Annotated in this window: 25 protein-coding genes; 11 read left to right on the top strand and 14 right to left on the bottom strand. The window is 69.8% G+C overall.

Going from position 1 to position 24,582, the window contains the following annotated elements:
* Window positions 1–12 precede the first annotated feature (12 nt).
* Both ACFWY9_RS15775 and ACFWY9_RS15770 read right to left on the bottom strand, forming a co-directional pair.
* A complete protein-coding gene (locus tag ACFWY9_RS15775) occupies window positions 13–1,038 on the bottom strand; it encodes an LLM class F420-dependent oxidoreductase (RefSeq protein ID WP_378322666.1) in 1,026 nt (341 codons plus the stop codon).
* Window positions 1,039–1,050: 12 nt separating this feature from the next.
* Entirely contained in the window at window positions 1,051–1,977 is a 927-nt protein-coding gene (locus ACFWY9_RS15770) for an oxygenase MpaB family protein (RefSeq protein WP_378322665.1), read from the bottom strand.
* 91 nt (window positions 1,978–2,068) lie between these two features.
* Between ACFWY9_RS15770 and ACFWY9_RS15765 the strand changes: the two genes are divergently transcribed.
* A complete protein-coding gene (locus tag ACFWY9_RS15765; protein ID WP_378339144.1) occupies window positions 2,069–2,665 on the top strand; it encodes a TetR/AcrR family transcriptional regulator in 597 nt (198 codons plus the stop codon).
* On the opposite strand, the gene dmpG is transcribed toward ACFWY9_RS15765, so the two are convergent.
* Window positions 2,659–3,711 carry a 4-hydroxy-2-oxovalerate aldolase gene (dmpG, locus tag ACFWY9_RS15760; protein ID WP_378322749.1) on the bottom strand — a complete coding sequence of 351 codons (1,053 nt, stop codon included), beginning with the start codon at window positions 3,709–3,711 and terminating at the stop codon, window positions 2,659–2,661. The genes ACFWY9_RS15765 and dmpG overlap by 7 nt on opposite strands.
* A 65-nt stretch (window positions 3,712–3,776) precedes the next feature.
* A complete protein-coding gene (locus tag ACFWY9_RS15755; protein ID WP_378322663.1) occupies window positions 3,777–4,676 on the bottom strand; it encodes an acetaldehyde dehydrogenase (acetylating) in 900 nt (299 codons plus the stop codon).
* 41 nt (window positions 4,677–4,717) lie between these two features.
* On the opposite strand from ACFWY9_RS15755, the gene ACFWY9_RS15750 reads away from it, so the two are divergent.
* The 4 genes from ACFWY9_RS15750 (at window position 4,718) to ACFWY9_RS15735 (ending at window position 7,465) form a co-directional block, all read left to right on the top strand.
* On the top strand, window positions 4,718–5,464 hold the full coding sequence (locus tag ACFWY9_RS15750) for an IclR family transcriptional regulator (RefSeq protein WP_378322662.1): 747 nt from the start codon (window positions 4,718–4,720) through the stop codon (window positions 5,462–5,464).
* A gap of 313 nt (window positions 5,465–5,777) precedes the next feature.
* Complete coding sequence (locus ACFWY9_RS15745) at window positions 5,778–6,290, top strand: DUF6879 family protein (RefSeq protein WP_378322661.1); 513 nt, start codon at window positions 5,778–5,780, stop codon at window positions 6,288–6,290.
* Window positions 6,277–7,128 (top strand): helix-turn-helix domain-containing protein, encoded by an 852-nt coding sequence (locus tag ACFWY9_RS15740; protein WP_378339143.1) that lies wholly within the window; start codon window positions 6,277–6,279, stop codon window positions 7,126–7,128. Before ACFWY9_RS15745 ends, ACFWY9_RS15740 begins: the two co-directional genes overlap by 14 nt.
* A 70-nt stretch (window positions 7,129–7,198) precedes the next feature.
* Entirely contained in the window at window positions 7,199–7,465 is a 267-nt protein-coding gene (locus tag ACFWY9_RS15735) for a hypothetical protein (RefSeq protein ID WP_378339142.1), read from the top strand.
* A gap of 23 nt (window positions 7,466–7,488) precedes the next feature.
* Here ACFWY9_RS15735 and ACFWY9_RS15730 read toward each other — a convergent pair whose 3' ends face one another.
* The 5 genes from ACFWY9_RS15730 to ACFWY9_RS15710 all read right to left on the bottom strand — a co-directional run bounded on the left by ACFWY9_RS15730 (window position 7,489) and on the right by ACFWY9_RS15710 (window position 11,891).
* Window positions 7,489–8,643 carry an LLM class flavin-dependent oxidoreductase gene (locus tag ACFWY9_RS15730; RefSeq protein WP_378339141.1) on the bottom strand — a complete coding sequence of 385 codons (1,155 nt, stop codon included), beginning with the start codon at window positions 8,641–8,643 and terminating at the stop codon, window positions 7,489–7,491.
* Window positions 8,640–9,662 (bottom strand): ABC transporter substrate-binding protein, encoded by a 1,023-nt coding sequence (locus tag ACFWY9_RS15725; protein ID WP_378339140.1) that lies wholly within the window; start codon window positions 9,660–9,662, stop codon window positions 8,640–8,642. Before ACFWY9_RS15725 ends, ACFWY9_RS15730 begins: the two co-directional genes overlap by 4 nt.
* Window positions 9,649–10,365: an ABC transporter ATP-binding protein gene (locus ACFWY9_RS15720; protein ID WP_378339139.1), complete on the bottom strand. Its 717-nt coding sequence runs from the start codon at window positions 10,363–10,365 to the stop codon at window positions 9,649–9,651. The genes ACFWY9_RS15725 and ACFWY9_RS15720 overlap by 14 nt, the downstream gene beginning before the upstream one ends.
* Window positions 10,350–11,171, bottom strand: a complete 822-nt coding sequence (locus ACFWY9_RS15715; RefSeq protein ID WP_378339138.1) for an ABC transporter permease — start codon at window positions 11,169–11,171, stop codon at window positions 10,350–10,352. The genes ACFWY9_RS15720 and ACFWY9_RS15715 overlap by 16 nt, the downstream gene beginning before the upstream one ends.
* Window positions 11,172–11,426: 255 nt before the next feature.
* Window positions 11,427–11,891 (bottom strand): MarR family winged helix-turn-helix transcriptional regulator, encoded by a 465-nt coding sequence (locus ACFWY9_RS15710; protein ID WP_378322654.1) that lies wholly within the window; start codon window positions 11,889–11,891, stop codon window positions 11,427–11,429.
* A gap of 54 nt (window positions 11,892–11,945) precedes the next feature.
* Here ACFWY9_RS15710 and ACFWY9_RS15705 point away from each other — a divergent pair, with 54 nt between their 5' ends.
* Window positions 11,946–13,166 carry a multidrug effflux MFS transporter gene (locus ACFWY9_RS15705; protein ID WP_378339137.1) on the top strand — a complete coding sequence of 407 codons (1,221 nt, stop codon included), beginning with the start codon at window positions 11,946–11,948 and terminating at the stop codon, window positions 13,164–13,166.
* A gap of 3 nt (window positions 13,167–13,169) precedes the next feature.
* Entirely contained in the window at window positions 13,170–14,150 is a 981-nt protein-coding gene (locus ACFWY9_RS15700) for an amidohydrolase family protein (RefSeq protein ID WP_378322652.1), read from the top strand.
* A gap of 12 nt (window positions 14,151–14,162) precedes the next feature.
* On the opposite strand, the gene ACFWY9_RS15695 is transcribed toward ACFWY9_RS15700, so the two are convergent.
* From ACFWY9_RS15695 to ACFWY9_RS15685, 3 genes are all read right to left on the bottom strand, one after another.
* A complete protein-coding gene (locus ACFWY9_RS15695; RefSeq protein ID WP_378322651.1) occupies window positions 14,163–14,873 on the bottom strand; it encodes an MBL fold metallo-hydrolase in 711 nt (236 codons plus the stop codon).
* A gap of 9 nt (window positions 14,874–14,882) precedes the next feature.
* Window positions 14,883–16,001, bottom strand: a complete 1,119-nt coding sequence (locus tag ACFWY9_RS15690) for a hypothetical protein (protein WP_378322650.1) — start codon at window positions 15,999–16,001, stop codon at window positions 14,883–14,885.
* A gap of 204 nt (window positions 16,002–16,205) precedes the next feature.
* Complete coding sequence (locus ACFWY9_RS15685) at window positions 16,206–16,733, bottom strand: DinB family protein (RefSeq protein ID WP_378322649.1); 528 nt, start codon at window positions 16,731–16,733, stop codon at window positions 16,206–16,208.
* Between the two features lie 44 nt (window positions 16,734–16,777).
* On the opposite strand from ACFWY9_RS15685, the gene ACFWY9_RS15680 reads away from it, so the two are divergent.
* A complete protein-coding gene (locus ACFWY9_RS15680) occupies window positions 16,778–17,644 on the top strand; it encodes a hypothetical protein (RefSeq protein WP_378322648.1) in 867 nt (288 codons plus the stop codon).
* Here ACFWY9_RS15680 and ACFWY9_RS15675 read toward each other — a convergent pair.
* Both ACFWY9_RS15675 and ACFWY9_RS15670 read right to left on the bottom strand, forming a co-directional pair.
* Window positions 17,641–18,636: a FecCD family ABC transporter permease gene (locus tag ACFWY9_RS15675; RefSeq protein ID WP_378339153.1), complete on the bottom strand. Its 996-nt coding sequence runs from the start codon at window positions 18,634–18,636 to the stop codon at window positions 17,641–17,643. The genes ACFWY9_RS15680 and ACFWY9_RS15675 overlap by 4 nt on opposite strands.
* A gap of 56 nt (window positions 18,637–18,692) precedes the next feature.
* Entirely contained in the window at window positions 18,693–19,745 is a 1,053-nt protein-coding gene (locus tag ACFWY9_RS15670) for a FecCD family ABC transporter permease (protein WP_378339136.1), read from the bottom strand.
* A gap of 127 nt (window positions 19,746–19,872) precedes the next feature.
* On the opposite strand from ACFWY9_RS15670, the gene ACFWY9_RS15665 reads away from it, so the two are divergent.
* The 3 genes from ACFWY9_RS15665 (at window position 19,873) to ACFWY9_RS15655 (ending at window position 24,478) form a co-directional block, all read left to right on the top strand.
* Entirely contained in the window at window positions 19,873–21,558 is a 1,686-nt protein-coding gene (locus tag ACFWY9_RS15665) for an ABC transporter ATP-binding protein (RefSeq protein WP_378339135.1), read from the top strand.
* A gap of 14 nt (window positions 21,559–21,572) precedes the next feature.
* On the top strand, window positions 21,573–23,318 hold the full coding sequence (locus tag ACFWY9_RS15660) for an ABC transporter ATP-binding protein (RefSeq protein WP_378339152.1): 1,746 nt from the start codon (window positions 21,573–21,575) through the stop codon (window positions 23,316–23,318).
* An 86-nt stretch (window positions 23,319–23,404) separates the two neighbouring features.
* Complete coding sequence (locus ACFWY9_RS15655; RefSeq protein ID WP_378339134.1) at window positions 23,405–24,478, top strand: iron-siderophore ABC transporter substrate-binding protein; 1,074 nt, start codon at window positions 23,405–23,407, stop codon at window positions 24,476–24,478.
* Window positions 24,479–24,582 lie beyond the last annotated feature (104 nt).

The following is a 24,582-nucleotide window of genomic DNA, read 5'->3' as shown; positions in this document are numbered from 1 at the left end:
CCGGGTTCAGGCTCACGTGAGCGCGGCGGCGACCTTCGCCAGCGTGTCGGCGTCGCCGCGCAACAGCAGCGTGGTCACCACGGTTTCCTCCCACCGCGCCAGCTCCTCGCGGACCTTCGCCACCGGCCCGATCAGGGACGTGTCCTCGACCAGCGACGTCGGAATCGCCGCCGTCGCCTCGTCCTTGCGCCCGGCCAGGTAGAGCTCCTGGACCTTGTCCGCGACGTCCGCGTAGCCCATGCGGGCGAACACGTCATGGTGGAAGTTGACGCTCTTCGCGCCCATTCCGCCGATGTACAACGCGAGCGAGGGCTTGATCCAGCTCGCCGCTTCCTCGACGTCGTCGTGCACCAGCACCGGCACCGAGGCCGCGACCTCGAAGTCGTCGAAGGAATGCCGTGCGTTCGGCCGGGCGAAGCCTTCCTGTAAGGCGCCACGGTAGAAAGCATCGCTCTTGGGCGAGAAGAAAAGCGGGAGCCAGCCGTCGCAGATTTCGGCCGCCAGCGCGACGTTCTTCGGCCCCTCGGCGGCGAGGTAGATCGGGATCTCGGTGCGCAGCGGATGGACCGTCGGCTTCAGCGCCTTGCCCAGCCCGGTCCCGCCCTTGAGTGGCAACTGGAAGAACTCGCCGTCGTGCGTCACCGGCTCCTGCCGCGCGACGACCTTGCGGACGATGTCGACGTACTCGCGGGTGCGCGCCAGCGGTTTCGGGTACGCCTGGCCGTACCAGCCCTCGACCACCTGCGGGCCGGACGCGCCGAGCCCGAGGATGAACCGGCCGCCCGACAGGTGATCCAGCGTCAGCGCGGACATCGCCGTCGCCGTCGGGGTGCGCGCGGACATCTGGACGATGTTGGTGCCGAGCTTGATCCGGCTCGTCGACGCGCCCCACCAGGCGAGCGGGGTGAACGCGTCGGAGCCGTAGCCCTCGGCCGTCCACACCGAGTCGAAGCCCAGCTCCTCGGCGCGTTTCACGGCGTCGAGCGCGCCCGGCGGCGGCCCTGCCGACCAGTACCCGAGGTGATAGCCCAGCTTCATCCGTCCTCCAGATCAGACGTTCGGTGAGTAGTGCTCCGGTTTTCCGCGTTCGGAAAGCGGCGGCAGGTTCCTTCGTGGAGTCTCGGCCACCGGCGCGTCCGGCGCCAGCTCCCCGCGTTCCCGCCGCCAGCCCGCGCGGGCACGCGGGTGGTAACGGCGATCGTGCGGGACGAACTTGAACAGCGTGTTCACGACCCGCCCGAACCGCCGGAACCAGCGTTCGTCGGCCGCCGACCAGGTGAAGCCCAGCAGTTCGCGGACTTCGGGCTCGTACATGCCGACGGTCAGCCGGACGAAATCACGAGCGACGACGACTCGCACTCGGCGCCACACGAAGTCCGGCAGCCACGGCAGGAACGGCGGTTTCGCGATCTCGCCGATTTCCAGCACGTCGCGGGTGGCCTTGTTGTCCTCCAGCACCTCGGCGCACATGTGCTTCCAGTACAGCTGGAAGTCCTCCCAGCTCTCCGGGACCGGGCGCATGCTCATGTCGTACATCCGGTACCACTGGACGTGCTCGTCGAACAGCCGCCGCTTCTCGACGTCGCCGATGCCGCCCATGAAGTGGTCCGCGATGTGGATCGTGCTCATGAAGAACGTCGCGTGTGCCCAGTAGAACGTCTCCGGGTCGAGCGCGTGGTAGCGGCGGCCTTTCGCGTCCACGCCCTTGATGCGGTCGTGGTAACCCCGCACTTCGAGCGCGGTCCGATGCGCGTTCGGGCCGTCGAACACGACGCCGCCGATCGGGTACAGCGAACGGAAGAGCCGCTGCCAGCGCTCCTCGAAGAACCGTGAGTGCTGCTCGACGCCGGCGCCGAGCCCCGGGTGCATGTTCTGCATCGACCCCGCCCAGAGCCCGATCAGCAGCCCGCGCCAGTCACCGAAGTACTTCCAGGTGAGCGAATCCGGTCCCAGCGGTATCGGTTCTTCCCGTGTCATCGTCCGCTCCTCGTCGAGTCGTCCAACTGACCACACCTGTTGTCACGCTAGAATGTGACAACGCTTGTAGTCAACCGAGGAGTAGGTGGACATGCCGGGGCGGACCTGGGCCGGGACGACGCTCGACGACCGCAAGGCCGTGCGCCGCGGGCAACTGGTCGAAGCGGGTCTGGACCTGCTCGGCACCGAGGGCAGCATCGCGGTCAGTGTCCGCGCGGTCTGCCGTCACGCGAAACTCACCGAGCGGTACTTCTACGAGAGCTTTTCCGACCGCGAGGAACTCGTCGCCGCCGTGTACGAGCACGTCGGCGAGCAAGCCCGTCAGGTGCTGGTCGACGCCGTCCGTGACGCGCCCAGCGCGGCCGAACGCGCCGAGAACGCGGTGAAGGCGTTCGTCGAGCTGATCGTCGACGATCCCCGCAAGGGCCGCGTTCTGCTGCTCGCTCCGCTCACCGACCCGGCACTGACCCAGCGCGGACTGCACCTGCTGCCCGCCTTCGCCGCGCTCGTCGGCGAGCAGCTCTCGCGCGGCGACGAGACCGAACGGCGGCTGGTGTCGATCGGCCTCGTCGGCGCGCTGAGCAACGTCTTCATCGCCTACCTCGACGGAACGCTCCAGGTGTCCCGGGAACGGCTCGTCGCGCACTGCGTGCGGCTGGTGCTGGGCGCCGACGACCTGGCTCACTGAGCCGCCTTTTCGCCCTTTTCGGCTTTCTCTGCAACCAGCCGCAGCGCGATGTCGATGATCATGTCCTCCTGTCCCCCGACGTACCGTTCCGCGCCGACGCGGTAGAGGATTTCGTGCGCCGGAACGCCGTAGCGCTCGGCGGCGCGCTCGGCGTGCAGCAAGAAACTGGAGTACACCCCGGCGAAGCCCTGCACGATCGAGGAACGGTCCATCACCGGCAGCCGCGTCAGGTACTTCTTCACGACGTTTTCGGCGGCGTCCATCAGCACGTCCTTGTCGACGCCGGTGGTGATGCCGAGCCGTTCGAACGTCGCCGCGAGGACCTCGGTCGGCGAATTGCCCGCGCCGGCACCGAGTGCCGCCAGCGAGCCGTCGATCTGCCGTGCGCCCGCGCGGCAGGCGAGCACCGAATTGGCCACGCCGAAGCTGAGGTTCTGGTGCCCGTGGTAGCCGACCTGCGCCTGGTCGCCCAGTTCGGCGACCAGCGCCTCGACCCGGACCGAAGCGTCCTCGAGGATCAACGCGCCCGCGGAGTCCACAATGTATACACACTCGCAGCCGGCGTCGGCCATGATCCGTGCTTGCTTCGCCAGATCGTCCGGTGTGGACATATGCGAGAGCATCAGGAATCCGACGGTTTCGAGGCCGAGCGCGCGTGCCGCGCCGAAGTGCTGTTCGGAGACATCCGCCTCGGTGCAGTGGGTCGCGATCCGGACCGCGCCGGCACCGAGATCGGCCGCCACCTTCAGGTCCTCGACCGTGCCAAGGCCCGGGAGCAGCAGCACGGCGATCTTCGCCCGGCGCGCCTCGTCCACGGCGGCGGCGATCAGCTCGCGTTCGTCCACAAGGGAGAATCCGTAGTTGAAGGTCGAGCCGCCGAGCCCGTCGCCGTGGGTCACCTCGATCAGCGACACGCCCGCGTCGTCCAGTGCCCGCACGGTGTCGCGCACCTGCCGTTCGGTGAACTGGTGCGCCATCGCGTGACTGCCGTCGCGCAGTGTCGTGTCGACCAGCCGGACCTCACGTTCGACGTCGTCCCACTTCACGCCCGGCTCCTTGCGGGACACCCGCACCCGGTCGGCGTCATGAGCAGAGCTTCGCGATTGTGTGCTCATGCCGCCTCCACCTCCTGCGCCAGCAGTTCCCCGGCCCGCGCGGCGGCGGCCGTCATGATGTCCAGGTTCCCGGCGTAGCGCGGGAGATAGTCGCCGTTGCCCGCGACTTCGAGGAAGACCCCGACCCTCGCCAGGCCCTTCCACTCCGGGCGCGGGGCGTCGAACTGCGGTTCGGCCTTGAGCGTGTAGCCCGGCACGTACTGCTGGACGTCCTTGACCATCCGCTGGATCGAGTCGGTGATCGCGGCGACGTCGGCGTCCGGGTCGATCGCGCAGAAGACCGTGTCCCGCATAATCATCGGCGGTTCGACCGGGTTGATGATGATGATCGCCTTGCCCTTCACCGCGCCGCCGACCTCCTCGATGCCGCGGGCGGTCGTCACGGTGAACTCGTCGATGTTCGCGCGGGTGCCCGGTCCCGCCGAGCGCGACGACACCGACGCGACGATCTCCGCGTACGGCACCGGCGTCACCCGGGAAACGGCGTGCACGATGGGGATCGTGGCCTGTCCCCCGCAGGTGATCATGTTGACGTTGGGCACGTCGAGCTGCTCCGGGGTCGCGACCGCCGGGCACACGAACGGCCCGACCGCCGCCGGCGTCAGATCCACCGCCCGGATACCCGCCGCCGCGAAGCGCGGCGCGTTCGCGAGATGCGCTTTCGCCGACGTGGCCTCGAAAACCAGCTCGGGCAGCTCGTCACGTTCCAGCAGCCAATCGACGCCCTCCGCGGACGTCTCCAGGCCCAGATTCGCCGCTTTCGCCAGCCCGTCCGACGCCGGATCGACGCCGACCATGTACCGGACCTCGATCCGCTCGCTGCGGCGCAGTTTCGCGAGCAGGTCCGTGCCGATGTTGCCGGGGCCGACGATCGCGGCCACCACCTTGCGTCCCATGCCTGGTGACGGTCCTCGCCAGGGTGGTCCATACTCAACCCATGCGTACCACTGGGCGGAACGGCGATGGCCTCGTCGCGGACCGATTCGCCGCGCTGCTCGGCGCCTTCCGGCCCGGCGACGACACGCTCGGCGTGTCCGAGCTGGCGCGGCGGACCGGGCTGGCGAAGACGACCGTGCACCGGCTGACCGGGCACCTCGTCGACACCGGGCTGCTCGAACGCGAGGGCACGGCGGTGCGGCTCGGCCTGCGGCTGTTCGAGATCGGCCAGCTCGCCGTCCGGCGCCGCGGGCTCGTCGAGGCGGCCCGGCCGTATCTCGCCGACCTCCGCGAGGCGACGCGCAACACCGTCCACCTCGCGGTGCTCGAAGGCACCGAGGTCGTCTACCTCGACATCGTGCGCGGACCCGACGCGCCATCGCTGCCGTCGCGGATCGGCGGCCGGTTCCCCGCCCACGCCACCGGGGTGGGCAAGGCGATCCTGGCGCACGCGCCGGAGTCCGTCGTCGCCGCGGTGATCGACGCGGGACTGCCGCGCGTCAGCACCCGCACGATCACCGCACCCGGGCTGCTGCGACGTCAGCTCACCCGCATCCGTGAAGAGGGAATCGCGTTCGAGCGCGAGGAATCCGGCGTCGGCGTCGTCTGCGCGGCGAGTCCCCTAGTGGACGCGCACGGCACGGCCGTCGCCGCGGTGTCGATCTCCGGCTGGGCCAACCGGATGCGGACCGAACGGGTCGCCCCGGCGGTCCGCACAGTCGCGCTGGCCCTGTCCCGCGCGTTGTGAGCCCGTCGCCTACCCAGTGACGAGATCATGCAAGACCGTGACTAGCTGTCCCACTCAGCATGTCGGATGTGCTATTCAAGTAACCATGAAACTACGCAAGGTGGCCGGTGACTGCGACGACGGCACCTGCCCCGCAGTACATGTATCCGACCGGGGAACGCTTGTCTTCCAAGGAAACGCCGTTTCGGCCGCCGACGGACTCACGCTTGGCCCTGATGAGCAAGCTGTCGAGCTGGAGCCTTGGCTTCTCCGGGAGGCTTTGACCACCCTCGGGGGTAGGTTCGGACTGCCCACTGGCCTAGGGAGTCTCTGAGTGCTGCTTGACGGGGAAAGCTTCGCAAGTCATCTACGCGGCTATGAACACTCCGCGTGGCGGCTGGAAACACAGCCGGTCTACACCATGCCTAGAGAACAGGACAGCTTGAAACAGTTCATGGCCGGGGGATCCCGGCCTGAAGGACACAACTCCGGATGGCACGAGACCGTGCGCGGCCTGACACAGGCGGGGAAGTCCATCGGACGCGTGCGGACTATCCGAAAGCCACTCACCGACTACCAGCGCTATCAACTCGCGTGGGGCATTCCCGGCAATGTCGAAGCGGGCGAAGACATCCGCATTCTCGATCTGTCCGAGAACGACTTAGGCCTGCCTCAACAGGATTTCTGGCTGTTCGACGACTCGATCGTCGTGCACCTCAACTTCAATCCGGATGGAACCCTGCTCACCATCGAACAGCTCGACGACCCCGACCTTCCGACTTACCTCGCATGGCGTGAAACGGCCCTGACGCACGCTGTGCCGTACGCCGAGTATGACCGAACTTGATCAGCCCGACCCGGGGCTAGCTGACGCATTGAAGCGGCTTCGCAAGGCAGCCAACCTTTCCGGTGAGCGGCTGGCTGTCCGCTGCGCGATGTCTCAGTCGAAGATCAGCCGCATCGAGCGCGGCCGAATCTTGCCGACAGTGGTGGATGTCGAGCGCATCCTCAAGGCGCTTGACGTACCGGCCGAGACAGGCCGGGAACTGGTCACACTTGCCCGCCGGGCGAACGTGCAACACACGTCGTGGCGCGCGGTTGCCGAATTGGGACTATGGCGCAAGCAGGCCGAGTTGAAGGCCCTCGCAGAATCATCCTCGGTCGTCCGACAGTTCCTTCCAGCCACACCGAGCGGTCTTATCCAAACCGAGGAATACGCGAGGACAGCGCTCACGCCCACCGTGGAGGGCAGACCTGCCCGGAATGTCGAGCGGGCCGTGAGAGCCCGTATGGAGAGCCAACAAGCGCTACAGGACGAATCCCGTACATTCCACTTTCTACTCACCGAGCAAGCCATACGATGGGGACGCGCCAGCCCGGATGTGATCGCACGGCAGTGCGCTCACATGGCCGAGGTGTCCCAGCGACCGAACGTGCACCTTGCCGTACTCCCGTGGACAGCGACCAAGGTCGCCATGCCTTCGCCGTTGAACGTGTTCGTCGTGTACGACGACCGTCTGGTGACCGCCGAACTTTTCTCCGGCGAGGTTGTACTGCGTGATCCACGAGACGTATCCTATCATCTGAATCTCTTCGAGCACTTCCACAAGAACGCACTTACCGGAAGCAACGGTACCCTTTTTCTCCGGCAAGTCGAGAGCGAATTAATGCGCAAGCGCGGGTAAACAACAAAAAATATTCGAGACGGCGACTTGAACTCGCGTTTCAGATAGAAGATTCCGTACCGTTTCCGACGTGATGAAGTGGGCACCTGTCAACCGGGACACCTACCGTGTGAAATCGGACGGCCGGACCTGGCTGCTTCGGTCGACGCCTCAAGCGAAGTACCCATGGTTGCTGCACACATCGCCCGGCGAGTCGGACTACGAGGAGACCCCGGTCGGATCGCCGGAGGTCGAAACCGCACAACGGCAGGCCGAATTGTGGCTATCGCTGCGGTATCTCGACGAACTCTCCCATAAACTCGGCGTGCGGGGATATGAAGAAAGCCCCAGCCCATGAAGGTGGGAATTTTCCGCCTCGCGTCAGAGCGCGGCGACGTTGCGTTCCGGGTGGGCTGATCGCAGGGCCGGGACATCGGCGAGCAGGCCGCGCCGCGCCAGTTCGGGACGGACGCCCTCCCCGAACCAGTACGCCTCCTCCAGGTGCGGGTAGCCGGACAGGACGAACTCGTCGACTCCGACCGAGTGATATTCCTCGATGAGGTCGGCGACTTCGGCGTGGCTGCCGACGAGCGCCGTGCCCGCGCCGCCCCGCACCAGGCCGACCCCTGCCCACAGGTTCGGGTGGATCTCCAGGCCGCGCACCCCGGCGTCGAGGCGGCCGCCGTGCAGCGCGACCATCCGCTGCTGGCCGATCGACTCGCTCGCCGCCAGCTGGCTCTGCGCCTTCACGACCTGCTCCGGGCTCAACGCGTCGAGGAGTTTCTGCGCCTCCGCCCACGCTTCGGCCGACGTATCGCGCGAGATCGTGTGCAAACGAACGCCGAAGCGCAGTGTCCTGCCGTGTTCCGCCGCGAGCTCCCTGACCTTGGCGATCTTCTCGGCCACCTGCGCGGGCGGTTCACCCCAGGTCAGGTAGACGTCGACGTGCCGCGCGGCAACCGGGAGCGCGGCAGGCGAGGAACCGCCGAAATACAGGGGCGGCAAGGGATCCGGCACCGCCAGGGTAGTCGCGCCCTCGACCTTCAGATGCTCGCCGGAGAAGTCGAACGGCTTGCCCGACCACACCCCGCGCACGATCGACAGGAACTCGTCGGTGCGGGCGTAGCGCTGGTCGTGGTCGTGCCAGTCGCCGAAGCGGCGCTGTTCGACGGCGTCGCCGCCGGTGACGATGTTGAGCAGCGTCCGGCCGCCCGACAGCCGCTGGAACGTCCCGGCCATCTGCGCGGCCAGCGTCGGCGAGATGACGCCCGGCCGGAACGCGACCAGGAACTTCAGCCGTTCGGTCTCCCGGATCAACGCGGCCGTGGTCAGCCAGGCGTCCTCACACCACGTGCCGGTGGGCGTCAGCACACCTTCGAAGCCCTGGCGCTCGGCCGCGCGGGCGACCTGGGCGAGGTAGCCGATGTCCGGGTCCCGCTGCGCGGCCGGTCCGGCGGACTTGTTGGCGTGGAAGCGTTCCACGATCGTCCGGCCGTCCCCGCTGGTGGGCAGGAACCAGTGCAGCGTGACGCTCATCCGTTGCTCCTCACGGCTTCCAGCTCGAGCCCGTATCGCCGGTCCACAAAGGACGCGAAGTCCACCTTGCCCGGCAGGGTCCTGTCCTCGCCGAACGCGTCGGCGAGCTGTTGTTCCGACTTCACCACCGTGTCGTCGAGCGGGGTGGGCAGGTCCCGGCCCGCGTCGACCGACTTCTGCGCGACGTCGAGCCGCAACCCGGTCCCCTGTGCCCACGCCTTCGCCCATTCCGCGCGGTGCGTGTCCGCCCATTTCTGCGCCTTGACCACGCGGATCAGATAGTCCTTGATCGCGGCGTTCTTGCCGGCGTCGCCGAGCGCGGCCGTGCTCGCGGCCTGGAAGCTCAGCCCGTTCGAGCTGCCCCGGCCGTCGGCGATCGCCCGGCCGCCCGCGTCGAGCTGAGCCTGCGCGGTGTACGGATCCCAGATCGCCCAGGCGTCGATGCGGTGCTGCGTGAACGCTGCGTAGGCCTCCGACGGCTGTAGGAAGGACAGCTGGACATCCTTTGTGGACAGTCCAGCCTTCCGCAAGGTGTTGAGGATCTGGCCGTGTGCCGAACTGCCCTTGGCAACGCCGATCGTCCTGCCCCGCAGCGAAGCGACGTCCTTGACCGGCGAGTCGGGCGGCACGAGCAGCGCCTCGCGTTCGACGTTGCTGGTGGCGACACTCACCACGGCGATCTTCGCCTTGGCCGCGGCGGCGAAGATCGGCGGCGTGTTGCCGACGCGGCCGAGGTCGATCGCGCCCGCCGACGCCGCTTCGAGCAGCGGCGGTCCCGAGGTGAACGTCGACCATTCGATCTTGTACGGGACATCGCCAAGGAGGTTCGCCGCGGTGAGCAGTGCCTGCACCCCGCCCTTCTGGTCGCCCACCTTGAGCGTCACCTTCGCCAGGTCCGCCGCGGAGACCGGGCCGGGAACCGCGGCCTTCCCGGTCGAGCCTTCCGACGCGCCGCAGGCGGTCAGCGCACCGAGGGCCAGTACGGACACGGCCGCGGTGATCGTCCTACGCCAGCGCATTTTCGGTCACTCCCAGGTCTTCGAGCACCCGCGCGCGGACCTCGACGTGATCGGTGAGCGCCCGCGGCCGGGGGCGGCCGAGGGCGTGTTCGGAGACGATCCGGCCCTCCCCGAGGACCAGGATCCGGTCGGCGAGCAGCAGTGCCTCGTCGACGTCGTGGGTCACCAGCAGGACGGCCGGTTCGTGGCGCCGCCACAGGTCTTCGACCAGGCGGTGCATGGCGATCCGCGTCAGCGCGTCGAGCGCGCCGAACGGTTCGTCGAGCAGCAGCAGGTCGGGTTCCCGCACGAGCGCGCGGGCGAGCGACACCCGCTGCGCCTCGCCCCCGGACAACGTCAGCGGCCAGTCGTCCGCGTGCGCGCCGAGCTGGACCTCCGCCAGCGCGCGTTCGGCGAGCGCGCGGTCGCGGGCCTGGCTGACACCGTCCTGGCGCAGCCCCAGTACGACGTTGCGCCACACCCGCCGCCACGGCAGCAACCTCGGCTGCTGGAACGCGACGGACACCGTGCCCTCGACGTCGGCGATGCCCTCGACGTCGCCGTCGAGCCCTGCCAGCACCTTCAGCAAGGTGGACTTTCCGGAACCGCTGCGGCCGAGCAGCGCGACGAACTCGCCGCGGCCGATCGTCAATTCGAGTCCATTGAGGACGGTCCGGTCACCGAACCGCTTGGTCAGCCCCGAAACCGTCACCGGGCGCGCCATCGCAACGCCCTCCTTTCCAAGAGCCGGACCAGTGCGTCGGTGACCAGCCCGAGGAGCGCGTAGACGATGAGACCGACGACCACGACGTCGGTGCGCAGGAAGTCCCTCGCGTTGTTGATGAGGTAGCCGACTCCGGCGTCCGCGTTCACCGTCTCGCCGACGATCAGCGCCAGCCACGCCAGTCCCAGCGACTGCCGCAGCCCGACCAGCGCCTGCGGCAGCGCGCCCGGCAGCACGACGTGCCAAAGTCGTTCCGACCGGCTGAAACCCAGCGCGCGGGTGGCCTCGACGAGCCGTTCGTCGGTGGTGCGGATTCCCGAGTGGACATTGAGGTACAGCGGGAACGCGACACCGAGCGCGACGAGGACGATCTTCGTCTGCTCGCCGATGCCGAACCACAGGATGAACAGCGGGATCAGGCCGAGGAACGGCAGGGTCCGCAGCATCTGCACCGGCGGGTCGACCAGCGCCTCGCCCCAGCGGGACAGCCCGGCGAGGACGCCGAGCGCGATCCCGGCGACGGCGCCGAGCGCGAACCCCGCGCCCACCCGGCCGATCGACACCGCGAACGCCGTGCCCAGCTCCCCGCTGCGGACGACCTCGCCCGCGGCTTTCAGCACCGTCCACGGTGAGCTGAGCTTGTCCGGCGACAGGATCCCGGTGGCGCTCGCGATCTGCCAGATCGCGAGGAGCGCCAGTGGGCTGATCCAGCGGCGCAGGTTGGGCAGCCGCCACCGTCTGCGGCGCGGCGGTGCCTCGGGCACGGCCGGTTCGGCGCGCGCGAGCACGCCCGTGGAAAAGGACACGGATTTCTCCGGACTTCGTTCAGGGGAAGGGGAAACTGGCCGGCGAACGCCGGGGCGCGAATCAGCCTGCCGGACAGACCGCGCTCGCCTGCTGCCGGAGATCGACGTGCAGACGGGCAACCAGGAGAGCGCCGCGGTTCATGGTCCCGAGCATCGTCGCGCCCGCGGCACCGAGTCAACCAGTGGACCGCGCGTCCCGGGATGTGAACGAATCCGCAGGAACGGTTGCACGGCGGACTCCCCGCGGGTTGGCCGTCAGGGCTGGGTGCCCCGGCGGGCTCGCGCGCCGAGTCCGGTTTCGACGCGGCGCAGGATCGCGTTCACGGCCTCGATCTCCTGGGGATCGGACACGATCCCGTCGAGCAGGCCGCTCCAGATTTCCCGGAGCTGCCGCAGGTTCTCCCGCGCCCGCGCGGTGGGGTACAGCCGAACCCGCCTGCCGTCGCGCTGATCGACGTCGCGGCGCACGAGGCCCTTCTTCTCCAGGCTCCGCACCGCCCTGCTGAAGTTGCTGGAGATCAGCTGGGTCGCCTCCGCCGCCGCACCGGCCGACGTGCCCGGGTTCCGGTCGATGAACCGCATCACCGCGCTCTCCAGCGGCGTCCACGATTCGGCCGCGAACTCCTTGGCAGCGTTCTCCTTGGCAGCGTGGATTTGCCGCCCGACCGCCAGGATCAGGTCGGCGAGCTCGAACAGCCGTGACGTTTGCGCTTCATCCACTCCGTGATGCTATCTTTGCTGTCAATTGATAGCTATCACTCGATAGGAGATTCGGTGACCAGCTCGCCCCGAAGCACCATCACCGTCCCGCTCCTGCTCACGCTCGCGCTGCTGGCCAGCGTCGCGCCGTTCGGGATCGACCTCTACCTGTCCGCGTTCCCGCGCATGGCCGCCGACCTCCGCACAAGCGACACGGCCATCCAGCTGACCCTCACGATGTTCCTGCTCGGGCTCGCCGCGGGTCAGCTCGTCTTCGGGCCGGTGTCCGACAGGCTCGGACGGCGAGGGCCGCTACTCGCCGGTTCGGGGCTGTTCGTCGCCGCGAGTGTCCTCGCCGCCTTTTCGCCCACGATCGGCATCCTCCTGGCCGCCCGCCTCGTACAGGGACTGAGCGCCGCGGCGGGCATGGTCATCGGCCGCGCGATCATCGCCGACCTCGAAACCGGCCGCGCCGCCGCCCGAGCCTTCAGCCTGATGATGATCGTCAGTGGTGTCGCCCCGGTGGTCGCTCCGCTGCTGGGCAGTCTTCTGGTCGATCACGTCCAGTGGCGCGGAGTCCTCGCCGTCCTGGCGGGGCTGGCCGTGGCCATGCTCACCGGGTCCGCGGTGATCGTGCGCGAAAGCCTGCCGCGCGGGAAAAGAGGAACGGTCCGGGGCGGCGGATTCCGCCTGTTGCGCCGCCGCGCCTACGTGTCCACCACGGCCACCTTCGTCTTTTCGTTCGCCGTCCTGATGGCCTACATCTCGGCGTCACCCTTCCTGTACCAGACCGTCATCGGGGTGAGCGCTGTCAGCTATGGCCTGCTGTTCGCGCTCAACGCGCTCGGCCTGGTACTGAGCAGCGCGGGAGCATCGCGGCTTTTGCGTCGCGGCGAACCGCGGCGCATCCTCGTCATCGGCGTCCTCTGGCTTCTCATCGCTTCACTCGCGTTGCTCGCCCTCGCACTGCTGCCCGTCAGCGCCGTTTGGCTGCCCGTCCCGATCTTCTTCGCGGTGTCGGCATTGGGGTTCATCCTCGGTCCTGCCACGGCGATCGCCCTCGACGCGGTTCCCGGAGCCGCCGGCACCGGATCGGCGGTCCTCGGCGCGGCCCAGTTCGGGCTCGCCGCCCTCGTTTCCCCGCTCGTCAGCCTGGGCGACAGCCATTCCGCCGTCCCCATGGCGATCACCATCGCCGCGCTCGCCGTAGTCGCGGCGCTCTCGCACGCGGCCTTCCCCGGGCGTTCCCCGCGGGAAAGCCACTACCCAGTCGTCCCAGCCACCAACGAAGGGTGAACCATGACTCTCATCGCCATCGAAGAACACTGGATCCTGCCGGAACTGACGTCCGCCCTCACCGCGTTACCGCCCGAGGTCCGCGACGAAAGCCTCGCCTTCAACGAAATGGGCGACCATCAGCAGCGGCTGGAGGATCTGGGCGCCGGCCGCATCGCGACCATGGACGCGCAGGGCATCGACGTGTCGATCCTCGCGCTGACACCACCGGGCACCCAGCCGCTGCCGCCCCACGAGGCACTGCGGTTGAGCCGCGCCGCCAACGACACGGCCGCGGCGGCCGTGCGCGAAAACCCGTCCCGGTTCCGCGCACTGTCCACCTTGCCCTTGTCCGCACCTCAGGACGTCGCGGGCGAGCTGGAACGAGCCGCCGGACTCGGCCACGTGGGCACCATGGTTTACGGCCGTTCGGGCGACCGCTTCCTCGACGACCCCGTCTACGACGACTTCTTCGCGGCCGCCGCGGAACTCGGCCAACCGGTGTTCATCCATCCTCAACTACCGTCGCGTGCTGTGCGCGACGCGTCCTACCGCGGCTTCGACCCGACGACCGATCTCGCCCTCGCCACCTTCGGCTGGGGATGGCATCTGGACGCCGGGACCGCGGCGTTGCGGCTGATTCTGCGCGGCACGTTCGACCGGCATCCGGATCTCCAGGTCGTGCTCGGCCATTGGGGCGAAATGCTGCTGTTCTGGCTGGACCGCGCCGACAGCCTTTCCCGCGTCGCCGGTTTGCGGCGCAAGGTCTCGGACTACCTCCGGTCGAACTTCTTCATCACCGCGTCCGGCATGCTCAACCCGGCGCTCCTGCACCACGCCTTGTCGGTGACCTCGGCCGACCGGCTGATCTTCTCGACCGACTATCCCTTCCAGCATCCGTCCAAAGAGGACATCGACGCCCTCCTCGGGCACTTCTCGTCCGATGTGGACCGTCAGAAGTTCGCCTCGGGCAACGCGGCGGCGTTGTACGGTCTCGACAGCTGAGACGAGGCCGTGTCAGCCGCCGAAGAGCTGGTGCCACTCCTGCAACGAGCGCGGCCGGAAGACGAAGTTCGTCGACTTGACCTCCGACAGCGCTGCCGACGGCGCGGGCGAGTACTGGTGCCCGGGATGGACCACCGGGTCCCCCGGCAGCCCGGCCAGCCACTGGAGGCTGCGGAAGATCGCGTCCGCGTCGCCGCCGGGGAAGTCCGTGCGGCCGCAGCCCTCGAGGAACAGCGTGTCCCCCGAGACGAGCTTGTCCTCGACCAGGAAGCATTGGCTGCCCGGTGTGTGCCCGGGAGTGTGCAGCAGCCGGATCGGGATCGCTCCGACCTCGAGGACGTCGTCGTGGTCGTGGGTGCGCAGGTCGGTGCCGGACACCCCGGTGACCCTGCGCACCCACTCCGACTCGGCGCCGTTGACGTGGATCGGGACCTGCTCGATCGCCAGCAGCTCGGCGATACCGGGCAGCGAGAACCCCATCATCTCGCCGCCGACGTGGTCGGGATGGTGGTGCGTCGCGAGCACGCCGGTGAGCCGCATGCCGTCGGCGGCGAGCACGTCCAGCAGATCGCGCACGGCGTACGCGGGGTCGACGACCACCGCGTCGCCGGTCTCGCGATCGCCGATCAGGTAGGCGAAGTTGACCATCTGGGTCGCCACCGGGTCGCCGACCGCGAAGTCACGGCCCGCGAGCAACTGCCGGAAGTACAGCCGATCTGCCATGGGCCCACCCTAGGACCCGCCCGCCGCCCACTGCGCGACGGTGCCCCGGTGCAGCGCGGCGTACACCCGATCCCGCAGCACGTTGGCCTCGTGATCGGACAACGTGGCGCCGAGCGGCCGCAGCACGATCCGGACGAGCAGGTTCTTCTGCACCGGGCTCGCGCCGAGCCGCGCCACCGCCCGCGCCGGCAGCTCGGCATACGGCGTCTCCGCGAGGATGTCCACCGATTCGACGCTGTCGGCGTCCTGCCCCAGCGCGTCGCGGACGCGGTCGCCGAGATCTTCGGCGAGGTCGTCGGCGTCCACGGCGATGGAGAGGTCGCGGCGCACCGGCGGCATCGCCGACACCGGCCGGTACGGCTCGAGGTCGCCCAGCTGGGCAGCCACGCCCGCTTCGGCCGAGCGCAGCAGCCGGATGTCCGGAACGCCCTTGAGCAGCATGAGCATCCGGTCCAGTCCCATGCCGAGTGCCAGCCCCGACCAGGCGCCGTCCAGCCCGGCCTTGGCGAGGACCCCGGGATGGGCGACGCCGGATTCGGCGACTTCGACCCATTCGCCGTGGTGCTCGACGTCGACCTGGACGCCGCCGAGGGTGTACGGATGACGGCGGGGTTCCCGGCGGTCGGGTTTGCCGGGCACGAGCGCGGCCAGCAGCGCGGTGATCATCCCGTGCAGCGCGGTGCCGTCCATCGGCGCGCCCCGGGTGATCCGCCACAGGTCGAGCTGGTGCGGAGTGCCGGTGTGCAGGCGGTCGATGCTGTCGCGGCGGTACACGACGCCGGGGCACACGAGCAGGACATCGTCGACCGGCTCCGCGGCGAGCGAGCGCAGCGCGGCGGGGATCAGCGCGCTGGAATGGCTGCGCAGCATGTGGTGCTCGTCGACGTAGCGGGTGTAGCGCGCGTCGCGGGTGACGTCGGCGGGGTCGTAGCCGAGGTTGTCGTAGTTGTCCTCGACGGTGACGATCCGGTCGCCGCGACACCAGCGGATCTCGCAGTCCCACAACGCCGCCAACGCATTGACGGCGCGTTCGACGACGAGTTGGAGTGCGTGCGGGCCTGCCGTGGGATCGCTGAGATCGCGTACGGCGAGGTCGCGGGCCAGCTGGGCGGAACTGAGGATGGACATGACAAAGCCTCCTGAGCGGAACGGGATCGGGTGGGACTTCTCCCCCTTGACCCCGGAGCGCTCGGCGAGGCGGGTCAGCGCGCGTGTGGTGGCACCGGTTCCCCGCGGCGCCCGATGGGGGCCAGGGGGCCGGTAAATCGGCGGGTTTCCGCTACGACGGCCACGCGTTCAGCATACCGGCTGGCGCCACCGGAAGGCGCGCGGTTATTCACCGGTCTCGCCGTCGGCCAGCTCCCGCAGAACGTCCAGATGCCCGACGTGCCGGGCCGTTTCCTGGACGACGTGGGCGAGGATCCAGCGCACCGTGAACTCGTCCGGCGAGCGCCGTGCCCGGTCCCCCGCGCCGAGCCCGGCCGTGGACGTGGCGGCGTGCGCCCATTCCGCGCGATAGGCCCCGACGACCGACACCGGGTCGTCGTCGCCCGTGAGGTCCCAGCTCGGATCCGGCGAACCCGCCCACAACGACGGCAGGTCCGCGCCGCCGGCCTCGATCGACAGCCACCACCGCTCCATCGCCGTGAGGTGCTTGAGCACCCCCAGCGCGCTCATCCGTGGCGATGTCGTCAGCGGGGTCGCCGCGGCCTGTGCGCGGCTCAGCCCGGCGACCTTGTTCACCGCGGTGGCGCGCAGGAAGGCCAGGAACTCCCACTGCAGGCGCAGTTCGTCGTCCGCGATGTTCGCCGGCCACGACCGGCCGACCGGCTCCGCGATCCTCGAACGCTCGTTCGACATGACGCGTACCCTACAGCGAGCAACGCGACCTCTAGGCTGGGCTCATGTGGTGGGGACTGCTCTGCGCCTTGGGCGCCGCGTGCGCGTACGGCGTCGCTTCGGTGATGCAGGCGGTGGCCGCCCGCGCCGCCGACAACGGCGGTGACGACCGCGCCGGGGTCGATCCGCGGCTGCTGGTGCGGGTGCTCGGCCAGTGGCGGTTCGTGGTGGGTGTCGGTCTCGACGTCCTCGGTTTCGTCGCCCAGATCGCCGCGTTGCACGTCCTGCCGCTGTTCGTGGTGCAGGCCGCGCTCGCGGCCAGCCTCGCGGTGACCGCCGTCGCGGCGCGGGTGCTCGGCATCCGGCTCGGCGGCCGGGAATGGGCCGCCGTCGGCCTCGTCTGCGCCGGGCTCGCGCTCCTCGGGACGTCGGCGGAGAGCGAGGGGTCGGATCCGGTCGGGCTCGGGTTCCGGCTCGTGCTGATCGGCGCCGTCGTGGTGCTCGGGATCGGCGGGTTCGTCGCCGGGAAGGCGGGACGCCGGGTGCGGACGCCCGCGCTCGGGCTGGTGGCGGGCCTGTGCTTCGGCGCCGTCGCGATAGCGGGCCGGGTCATCCCGAGCCTCGCCCCGCTCGACCTGCTCACCGACCCCGCGACCTACACGGTGGTGGTCGCCGGGCCGATGGCGATGCTGTTCTACGCGACCGCGCTGCAACGCGGGAGCGTCACGACCTCGACCGCGATGATGGTCCTCGGCGAGACGGTCTTCCCTTCGCTGATCGGGATTTTCGCACTCGGCGACCGGACGCGGCCGGGCTTCGCGATCGTCGCCGTCGCCGGGTTCGTCCTCGCCGTGGCGGCCGCGCTGGCGCTGGCCCGGTTCGGCGAGCCCGCCCCCGTCGAGTCCGAAGTGGACACTCCGGCTCGCACTTAGCCGCGGTTGCGGCGCCATTCGTGGCTGAGCAGCCAGATCAGGTACAGCCCGCCGATCCCGCCGGTCACGATCCCGACCGGCAGGCCTTCCTCCCCGAACACGCGCTGCGTGACCAGATCACTGCCGACCAGCAGCAGCGCTCCCAGCAACGCGGCCGAACCGAGCGCCGGCCGGGCCGAGCGCGCCAGCCGTTTCGCCAGCTGCGGCGCCGCCAGCGCGAGGAACGTGATCGGCCCGGCGGCCGCGGTGGCCACCGACGCCAGCCCGATGCTCACCGCGATCAGCACGATCCGGCTCCGCTCCACCGGGACGCCGAGCCCCTTCGCGGAGTCGTCGCCCATCTCCAGCAACGAAAGCCGCCTGCCGTAACCGAACGCGAGGGGCAGCAGAATCGCGACGGCGACCAGCATCGGGACGACGTGCTCCCAGCCGCGTCCGTTGAGCCCGCCGACGAGCCAGGCCTGCGCCGACACCGCGTCCGGCACCGAAGCTCGCGTGATCAGGTACTTGTTCGCCGCGACAAGCATCGCCGAGACGCCGATTCCGACGAGGATCAGCCGAAAACCCTGCACCCCGCGCCGGGCCGCGAGCAGCCCTACGACCAGCGCGGTGACGAGCCCGCCCGCCAGCGCGCCCGCCGCGATCTCCAGCATCCCGCCGTGCGCCAGCACGATCACCAGCAGTGCGCCGGACGCCGACCCCTCGGTGAAGCCGATGACGTCCGGGCTGCCGAGCGAATTCCCGGTCAGGCTCTGCAGAACCGCGCCGCTGACGCCGAGTGCCGCGCCGACCAGCAAGCCGGTCAGCAGCCGGGGCAGCCGCAACGTCGTCACGATGAACTCGGTGCCGGCGTCGCCGAAGCCGAAAAGTGTCTTCACGACGTCGCCGACCGACACCGGGTAATCACCGGTGGTCAGGCTGATCGCGCTCACGACGAGCACCGCCACCAGCAGGACGGCGCCGGCGATCAGCGCACGCGGGGTCACCCGCATCGACACCGAGCCGCCCGGGGTACGCAGCACGCGGCCTTGCCGCTCCTTCACCACGTTCACAGCCGGGCCAGCTTCCGGCGGCGGCAGAGGGCGACGAAAACGGGCGCACCGAGGAACGCCGTCACGATGCCGACCTGGAGTTCCTGTGGCGGGTTGACGATCCGGCCCAGGACGTCCGCGCCGATGAGCAGGATCGGGGACAGCAGCATCGAATACGGCAGCACCCAGCGTTGATCGGGACCGACGAGAATGCGGACCGCCTGAGGCACCGCCAACCCGATGAACGCGATCGGCCCGATCGCCGCCGTCGAAGCGCCACACAGCAGGGTCACCGCGATCGCGCCGAGCACCCGCGTCCGGCCGATGTGCGCGCCGAGTGCCTTGCCCGTCTGCTCGCCCAGCGCCAGGACGTTGAGCGGGCGGGCGAGGAACAACGCGAGCACGATCCCGACACCGATGAACGGCGAGAGCTGCGCCAGCACGTCCCAGCGGCGGCCGGACAGCGAACCGACGTCCCAGAACCGGAACTGGTTGAACGTCTTCGGGTCGATCAGCAGGATCGCGTTGATGTAGGCGATCAGCACCGCGCTCATCGCCGCGCCCGACATCACGAGCCGGTCCGGGGTCGCGCCGCCGCGGCCCGCCGCGCCCAGCACGTAGACCGCGACCGCCGCGACCGCCGCGCCGAGGAAGGCGAACCAGACATACCCGAGCACACCGGTCACCCCGGCGAAGGCGATGGCCGAGACGACCGCGGCCGCGGCGCCGTTGCTGACCCCGAGCAGCCCGGGATCGGCGAGCGGATTACGGGTCAGCGCCTGCATCACCGCGCCCGCCAGCCCGAGCGCGGCGCCGACGAGCGCGCCGAGCAGGGTCCGCGGGATGCGCTGGTCGTGGATGATGATCGCGTCGGCGGAGCCGTCGTTGTGCCACAGGACCGACCAGGTGTCGGTGAACGGGATCCCCTTCGAGCCGACCCACACGCTCAGCAGGAACACCAGCCCCAGCGCGGCGAGCGCCACCAGCAGCCCGGCGGAGCGGAGGGTCCGGCCCCGCGCTCCCGGTGGACTGCCCTCGTGAACCGGCGGACTCGCCGTCGTCGCTGTCACGAAACCTCCGGGCTCGGGGAACTGAGGCGAGGCTAACCGAACGCCCGGACGGGGGACAACGAGGGCCCGCACTTAGACTAGCCTTACCTATCCCGCGACCCAGCCCCTGAGCGATACGGAGGTGCCGGTGACGGCAGCGAGCATCACCGGCCGGGACGTGCTGCGGCGCGCGATCGCCGGCCAGCGACGTCCGATCGTGTTCGCCTCCGCGCTGGCCGCGGGACACCAGGCGGGCGAAGCGCTGGTCCCGGTCATCATCGGCGTCGTGATCGACCAGGCCGTCGCCGGTGGCTCGGGCTGGGTCCTCCTCGGCTGGCTCGCCGTCCTCGGCGCCGTGTTCGCCGGATTGTCCAATTGCTACCGCTTCGGCGCGCGGGCCGCGGAGCGCGCCGCCGAACGGAGCGCGCACGACCTCCGCATCGAGGTCAGCCGCCGCGTGCTACACCCTCGCGGTGGCGCCGAAACCGGGAACCTCGCCGGGGAACTCGTCAGCATCGGGACCTCGGACGCCCGGCGGGTCGGCGTCGTCGACGCGATCATCCCGTTCGGCGTCGCTGCGTTGTCCGGGTTGCTCGTCAGCGCGGTCATGCTGCTGCGGATGTCGGTCCCGCTCGGCTTGCTCGTCCTGCTCGGCACGCCGCCGATCCTGGTGCTGGCGCACCTGATCGGCAAACCCCTCGAACGGCGCAGCGAGGCCGAACAGGAACGGTCCGCGCACGCCTCCGGCGTCGCCACCGACCTCGTCGCCGGATTGCGGGTGCTCAAGGGCATCGGCGCCGAACCGGCCGCGATCGAACGCTACCGCCGCACGAGCCACTCCTCGCTGCTGGCGACGTTGCGCGCGGCGCGGGCGCAGGCCTGGCACAACGGCGCGTTGCTCGCGCTGACCGGGATCTTCATCGCGGTGGTCGCGCTGGTCGGCGGGAAGCTCGCGCTCGACGGCCACATCAGCGTCGGCGACCTCGTCGCGGCTGTCGGTCTCGCGCAGTACCTCATCACCCCGTTCTCCGTGTTCGCCGAGGTCAACTCGGATCTGGCGCAGGGCCGGGCTTCGGCGGGCCGGATCGCGGCCGTGCTTTCCGCGCCGCACGCCGTCGACGGCGGCTCGGCCGCGCTGCCGTCTCCGGCGACCGGCCATGTCCGGCTTTCCGCCGTCTCCCACGGAGAACTGCGCGAGATCGACCTCGAAGCGCGGCCCGGCGAGTTGCTCGGAGTCGTCGCCGCCGATCCCGGGGACGCCACCGCGCTGCTCGACTGCCTGAGCCGGACTGCCGATCCGGCGTCCGGCTCGGTACTGGTCGACGCGGCCCCACTGTCCACAGTGGACCCCGAACGACTCAGAGAGGTAGTGCTGGTCGCGGCCCACGACGCGGATCTCTTCGCCGGAACGCTGGCGGAGAACGTCCGGGCGGGCGGCGTTCGTACCGCCGAGGCGATGACTGCCGCGGCGGCCGACGAGGTCGCTTCGGCGCTCCCCTCGGGAGTCGCGACGGCGGTGTCCGAACGCGGACGTTCGCTGTCCGGCGGGCAACGGCAGCGGGTCGCGCTCGCGAGGGCACTCGCCGCGGACGCGCCGGTGCTCGTGCTGCACGATCCGACAACGGCGGTGGACACCGTCACGGAGGCACGCATCGCCGAGGGGCTGACCCGGTTGCGTCGCGGCCGCACCACCATCCTGGTGACCACCAGCCCCGCACTGCTGGCCGCGACCGACCGCGTCGTCCTGCTCGACGGCGGCCGCGTCACCGGCGAGGGCACGCACACCGGCCTGGTCGCCGAACGGGCCGACTACCGGGCGGTGGTGCTCTCGTGACCTCTCCATCCACAGTGGACAACCAGCTGCTGCCGACCGCCTCCGGGCAGCGGATCCGTGCCGTCCTCGGCGAACTTCTCGGCCGCGCAAGGTTCCTGGCCGCCGGATCGTTCGCCCTGCTCGTCGGAGCGACGGCGATCGGCCTGCTCACCGCGCCGCTGCTCGGCCGGATCGTCGACATCGTGTCCGGGCACCGCACGGCGGCCGAACTCGTGACCCCGGTGGTGGCGCTGGCGCTCGTCGCGGTCGCGCAGGCGATCGCGACGGCGCTGGGCATGTCGCTGGTGTCCCGGCTCGGCGAGACGATGCTGGCCGAACTGCGCGAACGCTTCGTGCAGCGCGCGCTGCACCTGCCGCTGGAGCAGGTCGAACGCGCCGGGTCCGGCGATCTCACGGCCCGTGTCACCAACGACGTCTCCGTGGTCGCCGACGCCGTCCGCAAGGCGCTGCCGCAGCTCGCGCGGTCCGTGCTGACGATCGTGCTGACGCTGGTCGCGCTTGCCGTGCTGGACTGGCGGTTCCTGATCGCGGCGCTGATCGCCGCACCGATCCAGTTGCACACCGTCCGCTGGTACGTCCGGCGGGCGAAGCCGGTCTACGCCGCCCAGCGCGAGGCGGTCGGCGCGCAGCAGCAACAGCTGCTCGACACCATCGGCGGCGCACCGACCGTCCGCGCGTTCCGGCTCGCCGGCGCCCACATCGACCGGGTGCGGGATCGCTCGGACGCCGCCGTCGGCCTCGCGCTGCGCGGCGTCCGCCTGATGACGCGGTTCTTCTCCCGCCTCAACCTCGCTGAGTTCGTCGGCCTGTCCGCGATTCTCGCGACCGGGTTCCTGCTGGTCGGCGCGGGCACGGCGACGGTCGGTGTCGCCTCGGCGGCCGCGCTGTACTTCCACAGCCTGTTCAATCCGATCAACGTCGCGCTCGCGCTCGTCGACGACGCGCAGTCGGCGGCGGCGAGCCTGGCACGGATCATCGGCGTCGCCGATCTGCCCGCCACGACCGAACCGGAACGACCCGCACGGCCGATCGACGCCTCGGTCAAGACCGTCTCCCTTGGACACTCCTATGTGGACGGACATCCAGTGCTGTGGGACGTCGACCTCGATGTGGCGCCCGGGGAACGGGTCGCGCTCGTCGGGGCGAGCGGTGCCGGGAAGACGACGCTGGCCAAGCTCGTCGCCGGAATCCACCGGCCGGGCACGGGTTCCGTGTCGATCGGCGGTGTCGAACTCGGCTCGGGGAACGCGGCCCGCCGCGCGGTGGCGCTGATCAGCCAGGAGGTGCACGTCTTCAGCGGGCCACTCGCCGAGGATCTGCGCCTTGCCAAACCCGGAGCCACCGACGCCGAGTTGCGGACGGCGCTGGACGTCGTGGGGGCACTCGGCTGGGCCGAGGCGCTGCCCGACGGCCTCGACACCGTCGTCGGCGAGGGCGGCCACCAGCTCACGGTGACCCAGGCGCAGCAGCTCGCCTTGGTACGGCTCGTGCTGGCCGATCCCCCGGTGGCGATCCTCGACGAGGCCACCGCCGAAGCGGGCAGCGCGGGCGCGAAAACCCTCGAAGCCGCCGCGGCGGCCGCACTGGCCGGACGAACCGGGCTTGTCGTGGCGCACCGGCTCACCCAGGCCGCCACGTCGGATCGGATCGTCGTGCTCGACGCGGGAGCCGTCGTCGAGATGGGGACACACGACGAACTGGTCGCCGCCGGAGGCCGGTACGCGACGCTGTGGGCGGCTTGGTCCGGACAGCGGACGTGACCCGCGCCGTGTTCCTTGCGTCCACCGACCTCGTGGATTTAGGTTAGGCAAACCTGATTAATCGAGTTTCGACCGAAGGACCACCCATGGCCCGAATCTCCCTGCTGTCCCCCCGGCGCCGCCGCGCCCGTGTGGTGGGGGCGCTCGCCTCAGCCGTGCTGCTCGCCGGCGCGCTCACCGCGTGCGGCTCCGGTTCGGACGCGAAGACGTCCGGCACGCAGAACACCGGAGCCGATCCGAACGCGTTCCCGGTGAGCATCGACCACAAGTACGGCAAGACGACCATCGAGAAGGCGCCGCAGCGGGTCGTCACGGTCGGGCTGACCGAGCAGGACGCGCTGCTGGCCCTCGGCGTCGTCCCGGTCGGCACGACCGAGTGGAACGGGAACTACCCGGGCGCGATCGGGCCGTGGGCGAAGGACAAGCTGGGTGACAAGCCGCTGCCGACGGTGCTGCAGGACAAGGACGGCCCGCAGTTCGAGAAGATCGCCGCGCTCAAGCCGGACGTGATCCTGGCGCTGTACTCGGGCCTCACGCAGGAGCAGTACAACACCCTGTCGAAGATCGCCCCGGTGGTCGCGCAGCCCAAGGAGTACAACGACTTCGGCATCCCGTGGCAGGAGGAGACCGAGAAGGTCGGGGCCGTCGTCGGCAAGGCGAAGGAGGCCAAGCAGCTCGTCACCGACGTCGACGCGAAGTTCGCGAAGGCCAAGCAGGAGCACCCGGAGTTCGCCGGGAAGACCGCGCTGATGGCGACGATCTACGAGGGCTATTTCGTCTTCGGCAGCCAGGACCCGCGCTCCCGCGTCCTGACGTCACTGGGCTTCAAGCTCCCGGACAACCTCGACCAGACCATCGGCGACAAGTTCGGCGCGAACATCAGCGCCGAGCGCACCGACCTGCTCAACGTCGACGCGCTCGTCTGGATCGTCGACAGCATCGCGAACGGCCAGGGCACCCTGTCGAAGGACAAGCTTTACTCACAGCTCAAGGTGGCCAAGGAAAAGCGCGAGGTCCTCGTCGAGGACGGCAGCACCTACGGCCGCTCGATCACCTTCGTCTCCCCGCTGAGCCTGCCCTACGAGCTGGACCGTCTCGTCCCCCAGCTCACCGCCGCCGTCGACGGCAACCCCGCCACCGAGGTCAAACCCGCCGGCTGACCCGGCGATCTCGCGTGATCAGACGGCGATCTCGCGTGTCCAGAGACGGAACTCGCGTGATTGGACGGAGATCTCGCCCGATCACGCGAGTTCTCCGTTCAATC

This window comes from Amycolatopsis sp. NPDC059027, from assembly GCF_042739735.1.
In the GTDB taxonomy this organism is placed as follows: Bacteria; Actinomycetota; Actinomycetes; order Mycobacteriales; family Pseudonocardiaceae; genus Amycolatopsis.
The sequence above is the reverse complement of the archived record's forward strand: the minus strand, read 5'-3'. Positions and strand labels throughout refer to the sequence as shown.

Excerpts from the sequence above, each read along its gene's own strand:
- ACFWY9_RS15690 (WP_378322650.1), bottom strand. The coding sequence starts at position 16,001 with ATGTCCATCCTCAGTTCCGCCCAGCTGGCCCGCGACCTCGCCGTACGC.
- ACFWY9_RS15685 (WP_378322649.1), bottom strand. The coding sequence starts at position 16,733 with ATGTCGAACGAGCGTTCGAGGATCGCGGAGCCGGTCGGCCGGTCGTGG.
- ACFWY9_RS15750 (WP_378322662.1), top strand. The coding sequence starts at position 4,718 with ATGCGTACCACTGGGCGGAACGGCGATGGCCTCGTCGCGGACCGATTC.
- ACFWY9_RS15680 (WP_378322648.1), top strand. The coding sequence starts at position 16,778 with ATGTGGTGGGGACTGCTCTGCGCCTTGGGCGCCGCGTGCGCGTACGGC.
- ACFWY9_RS15765 (WP_378339144.1), top strand. The coding sequence starts at position 2,069 with ATGCCGGGGCGGACCTGGGCCGGGACGACGCTCGACGACCGCAAGGCC.
- ACFWY9_RS15740 (WP_378339143.1), top strand. The coding sequence starts at position 6,277 with ATGACCGAACTTGATCAGCCCGACCCGGGGCTAGCTGACGCATTGAAG.
- ACFWY9_RS15725 (WP_378339140.1), bottom strand. The coding sequence starts at position 9,662 with ATGCGCTGGCGTAGGACGATCACCGCGGCCGTGTCCGTACTGGCCCTC.
- ACFWY9_RS15695 (WP_378322651.1), bottom strand. The coding sequence starts at position 14,873 with ATGGCAGATCGGCTGTACTTCCGGCAGTTGCTCGCGGGCCGTGACTTC.
- ACFWY9_RS15720 (WP_378339139.1), bottom strand. The coding sequence starts at position 10,365 with ATGGCGCGCCCGGTGACGGTTTCGGGGCTGACCAAGCGGTTCGGTGAC.
- ACFWY9_RS15675 (WP_378339153.1), bottom strand. The coding sequence starts at position 18,636 with ATGCGGGTGACCCCGCGTGCGCTGATCGCCGGCGCCGTCCTGCTGGTG.
- ACFWY9_RS15775 (WP_378322666.1), bottom strand. The coding sequence starts at position 1,038 with ATGAAGCTGGGCTATCACCTCGGGTACTGGTCGGCAGGGCCGCCGCCG.
- ACFWY9_RS15755 (WP_378322663.1), bottom strand. The coding sequence starts at position 4,676 with ATGGGACGCAAGGTGGTGGCCGCGATCGTCGGCCCCGGCAACATCGGC.
- ACFWY9_RS15655 (WP_378339134.1), top strand. The coding sequence starts at position 23,405 with ATGGCCCGAATCTCCCTGCTGTCCCCCCGGCGCCGCCGCGCCCGTGTG.
- ACFWY9_RS15700 (WP_378322652.1), top strand. The coding sequence starts at position 13,170 with ATGACTCTCATCGCCATCGAAGAACACTGGATCCTGCCGGAACTGACG.
- ACFWY9_RS15770 (WP_378322665.1), bottom strand. The coding sequence starts at position 1,977 with ATGACACGGGAAGAACCGATACCGCTGGGACCGGATTCGCTCACCTGG.
- ACFWY9_RS15730 (WP_378339141.1), bottom strand. The coding sequence starts at position 8,643 with ATGAGCGTCACGCTGCACTGGTTCCTGCCCACCAGCGGGGACGGCCGG.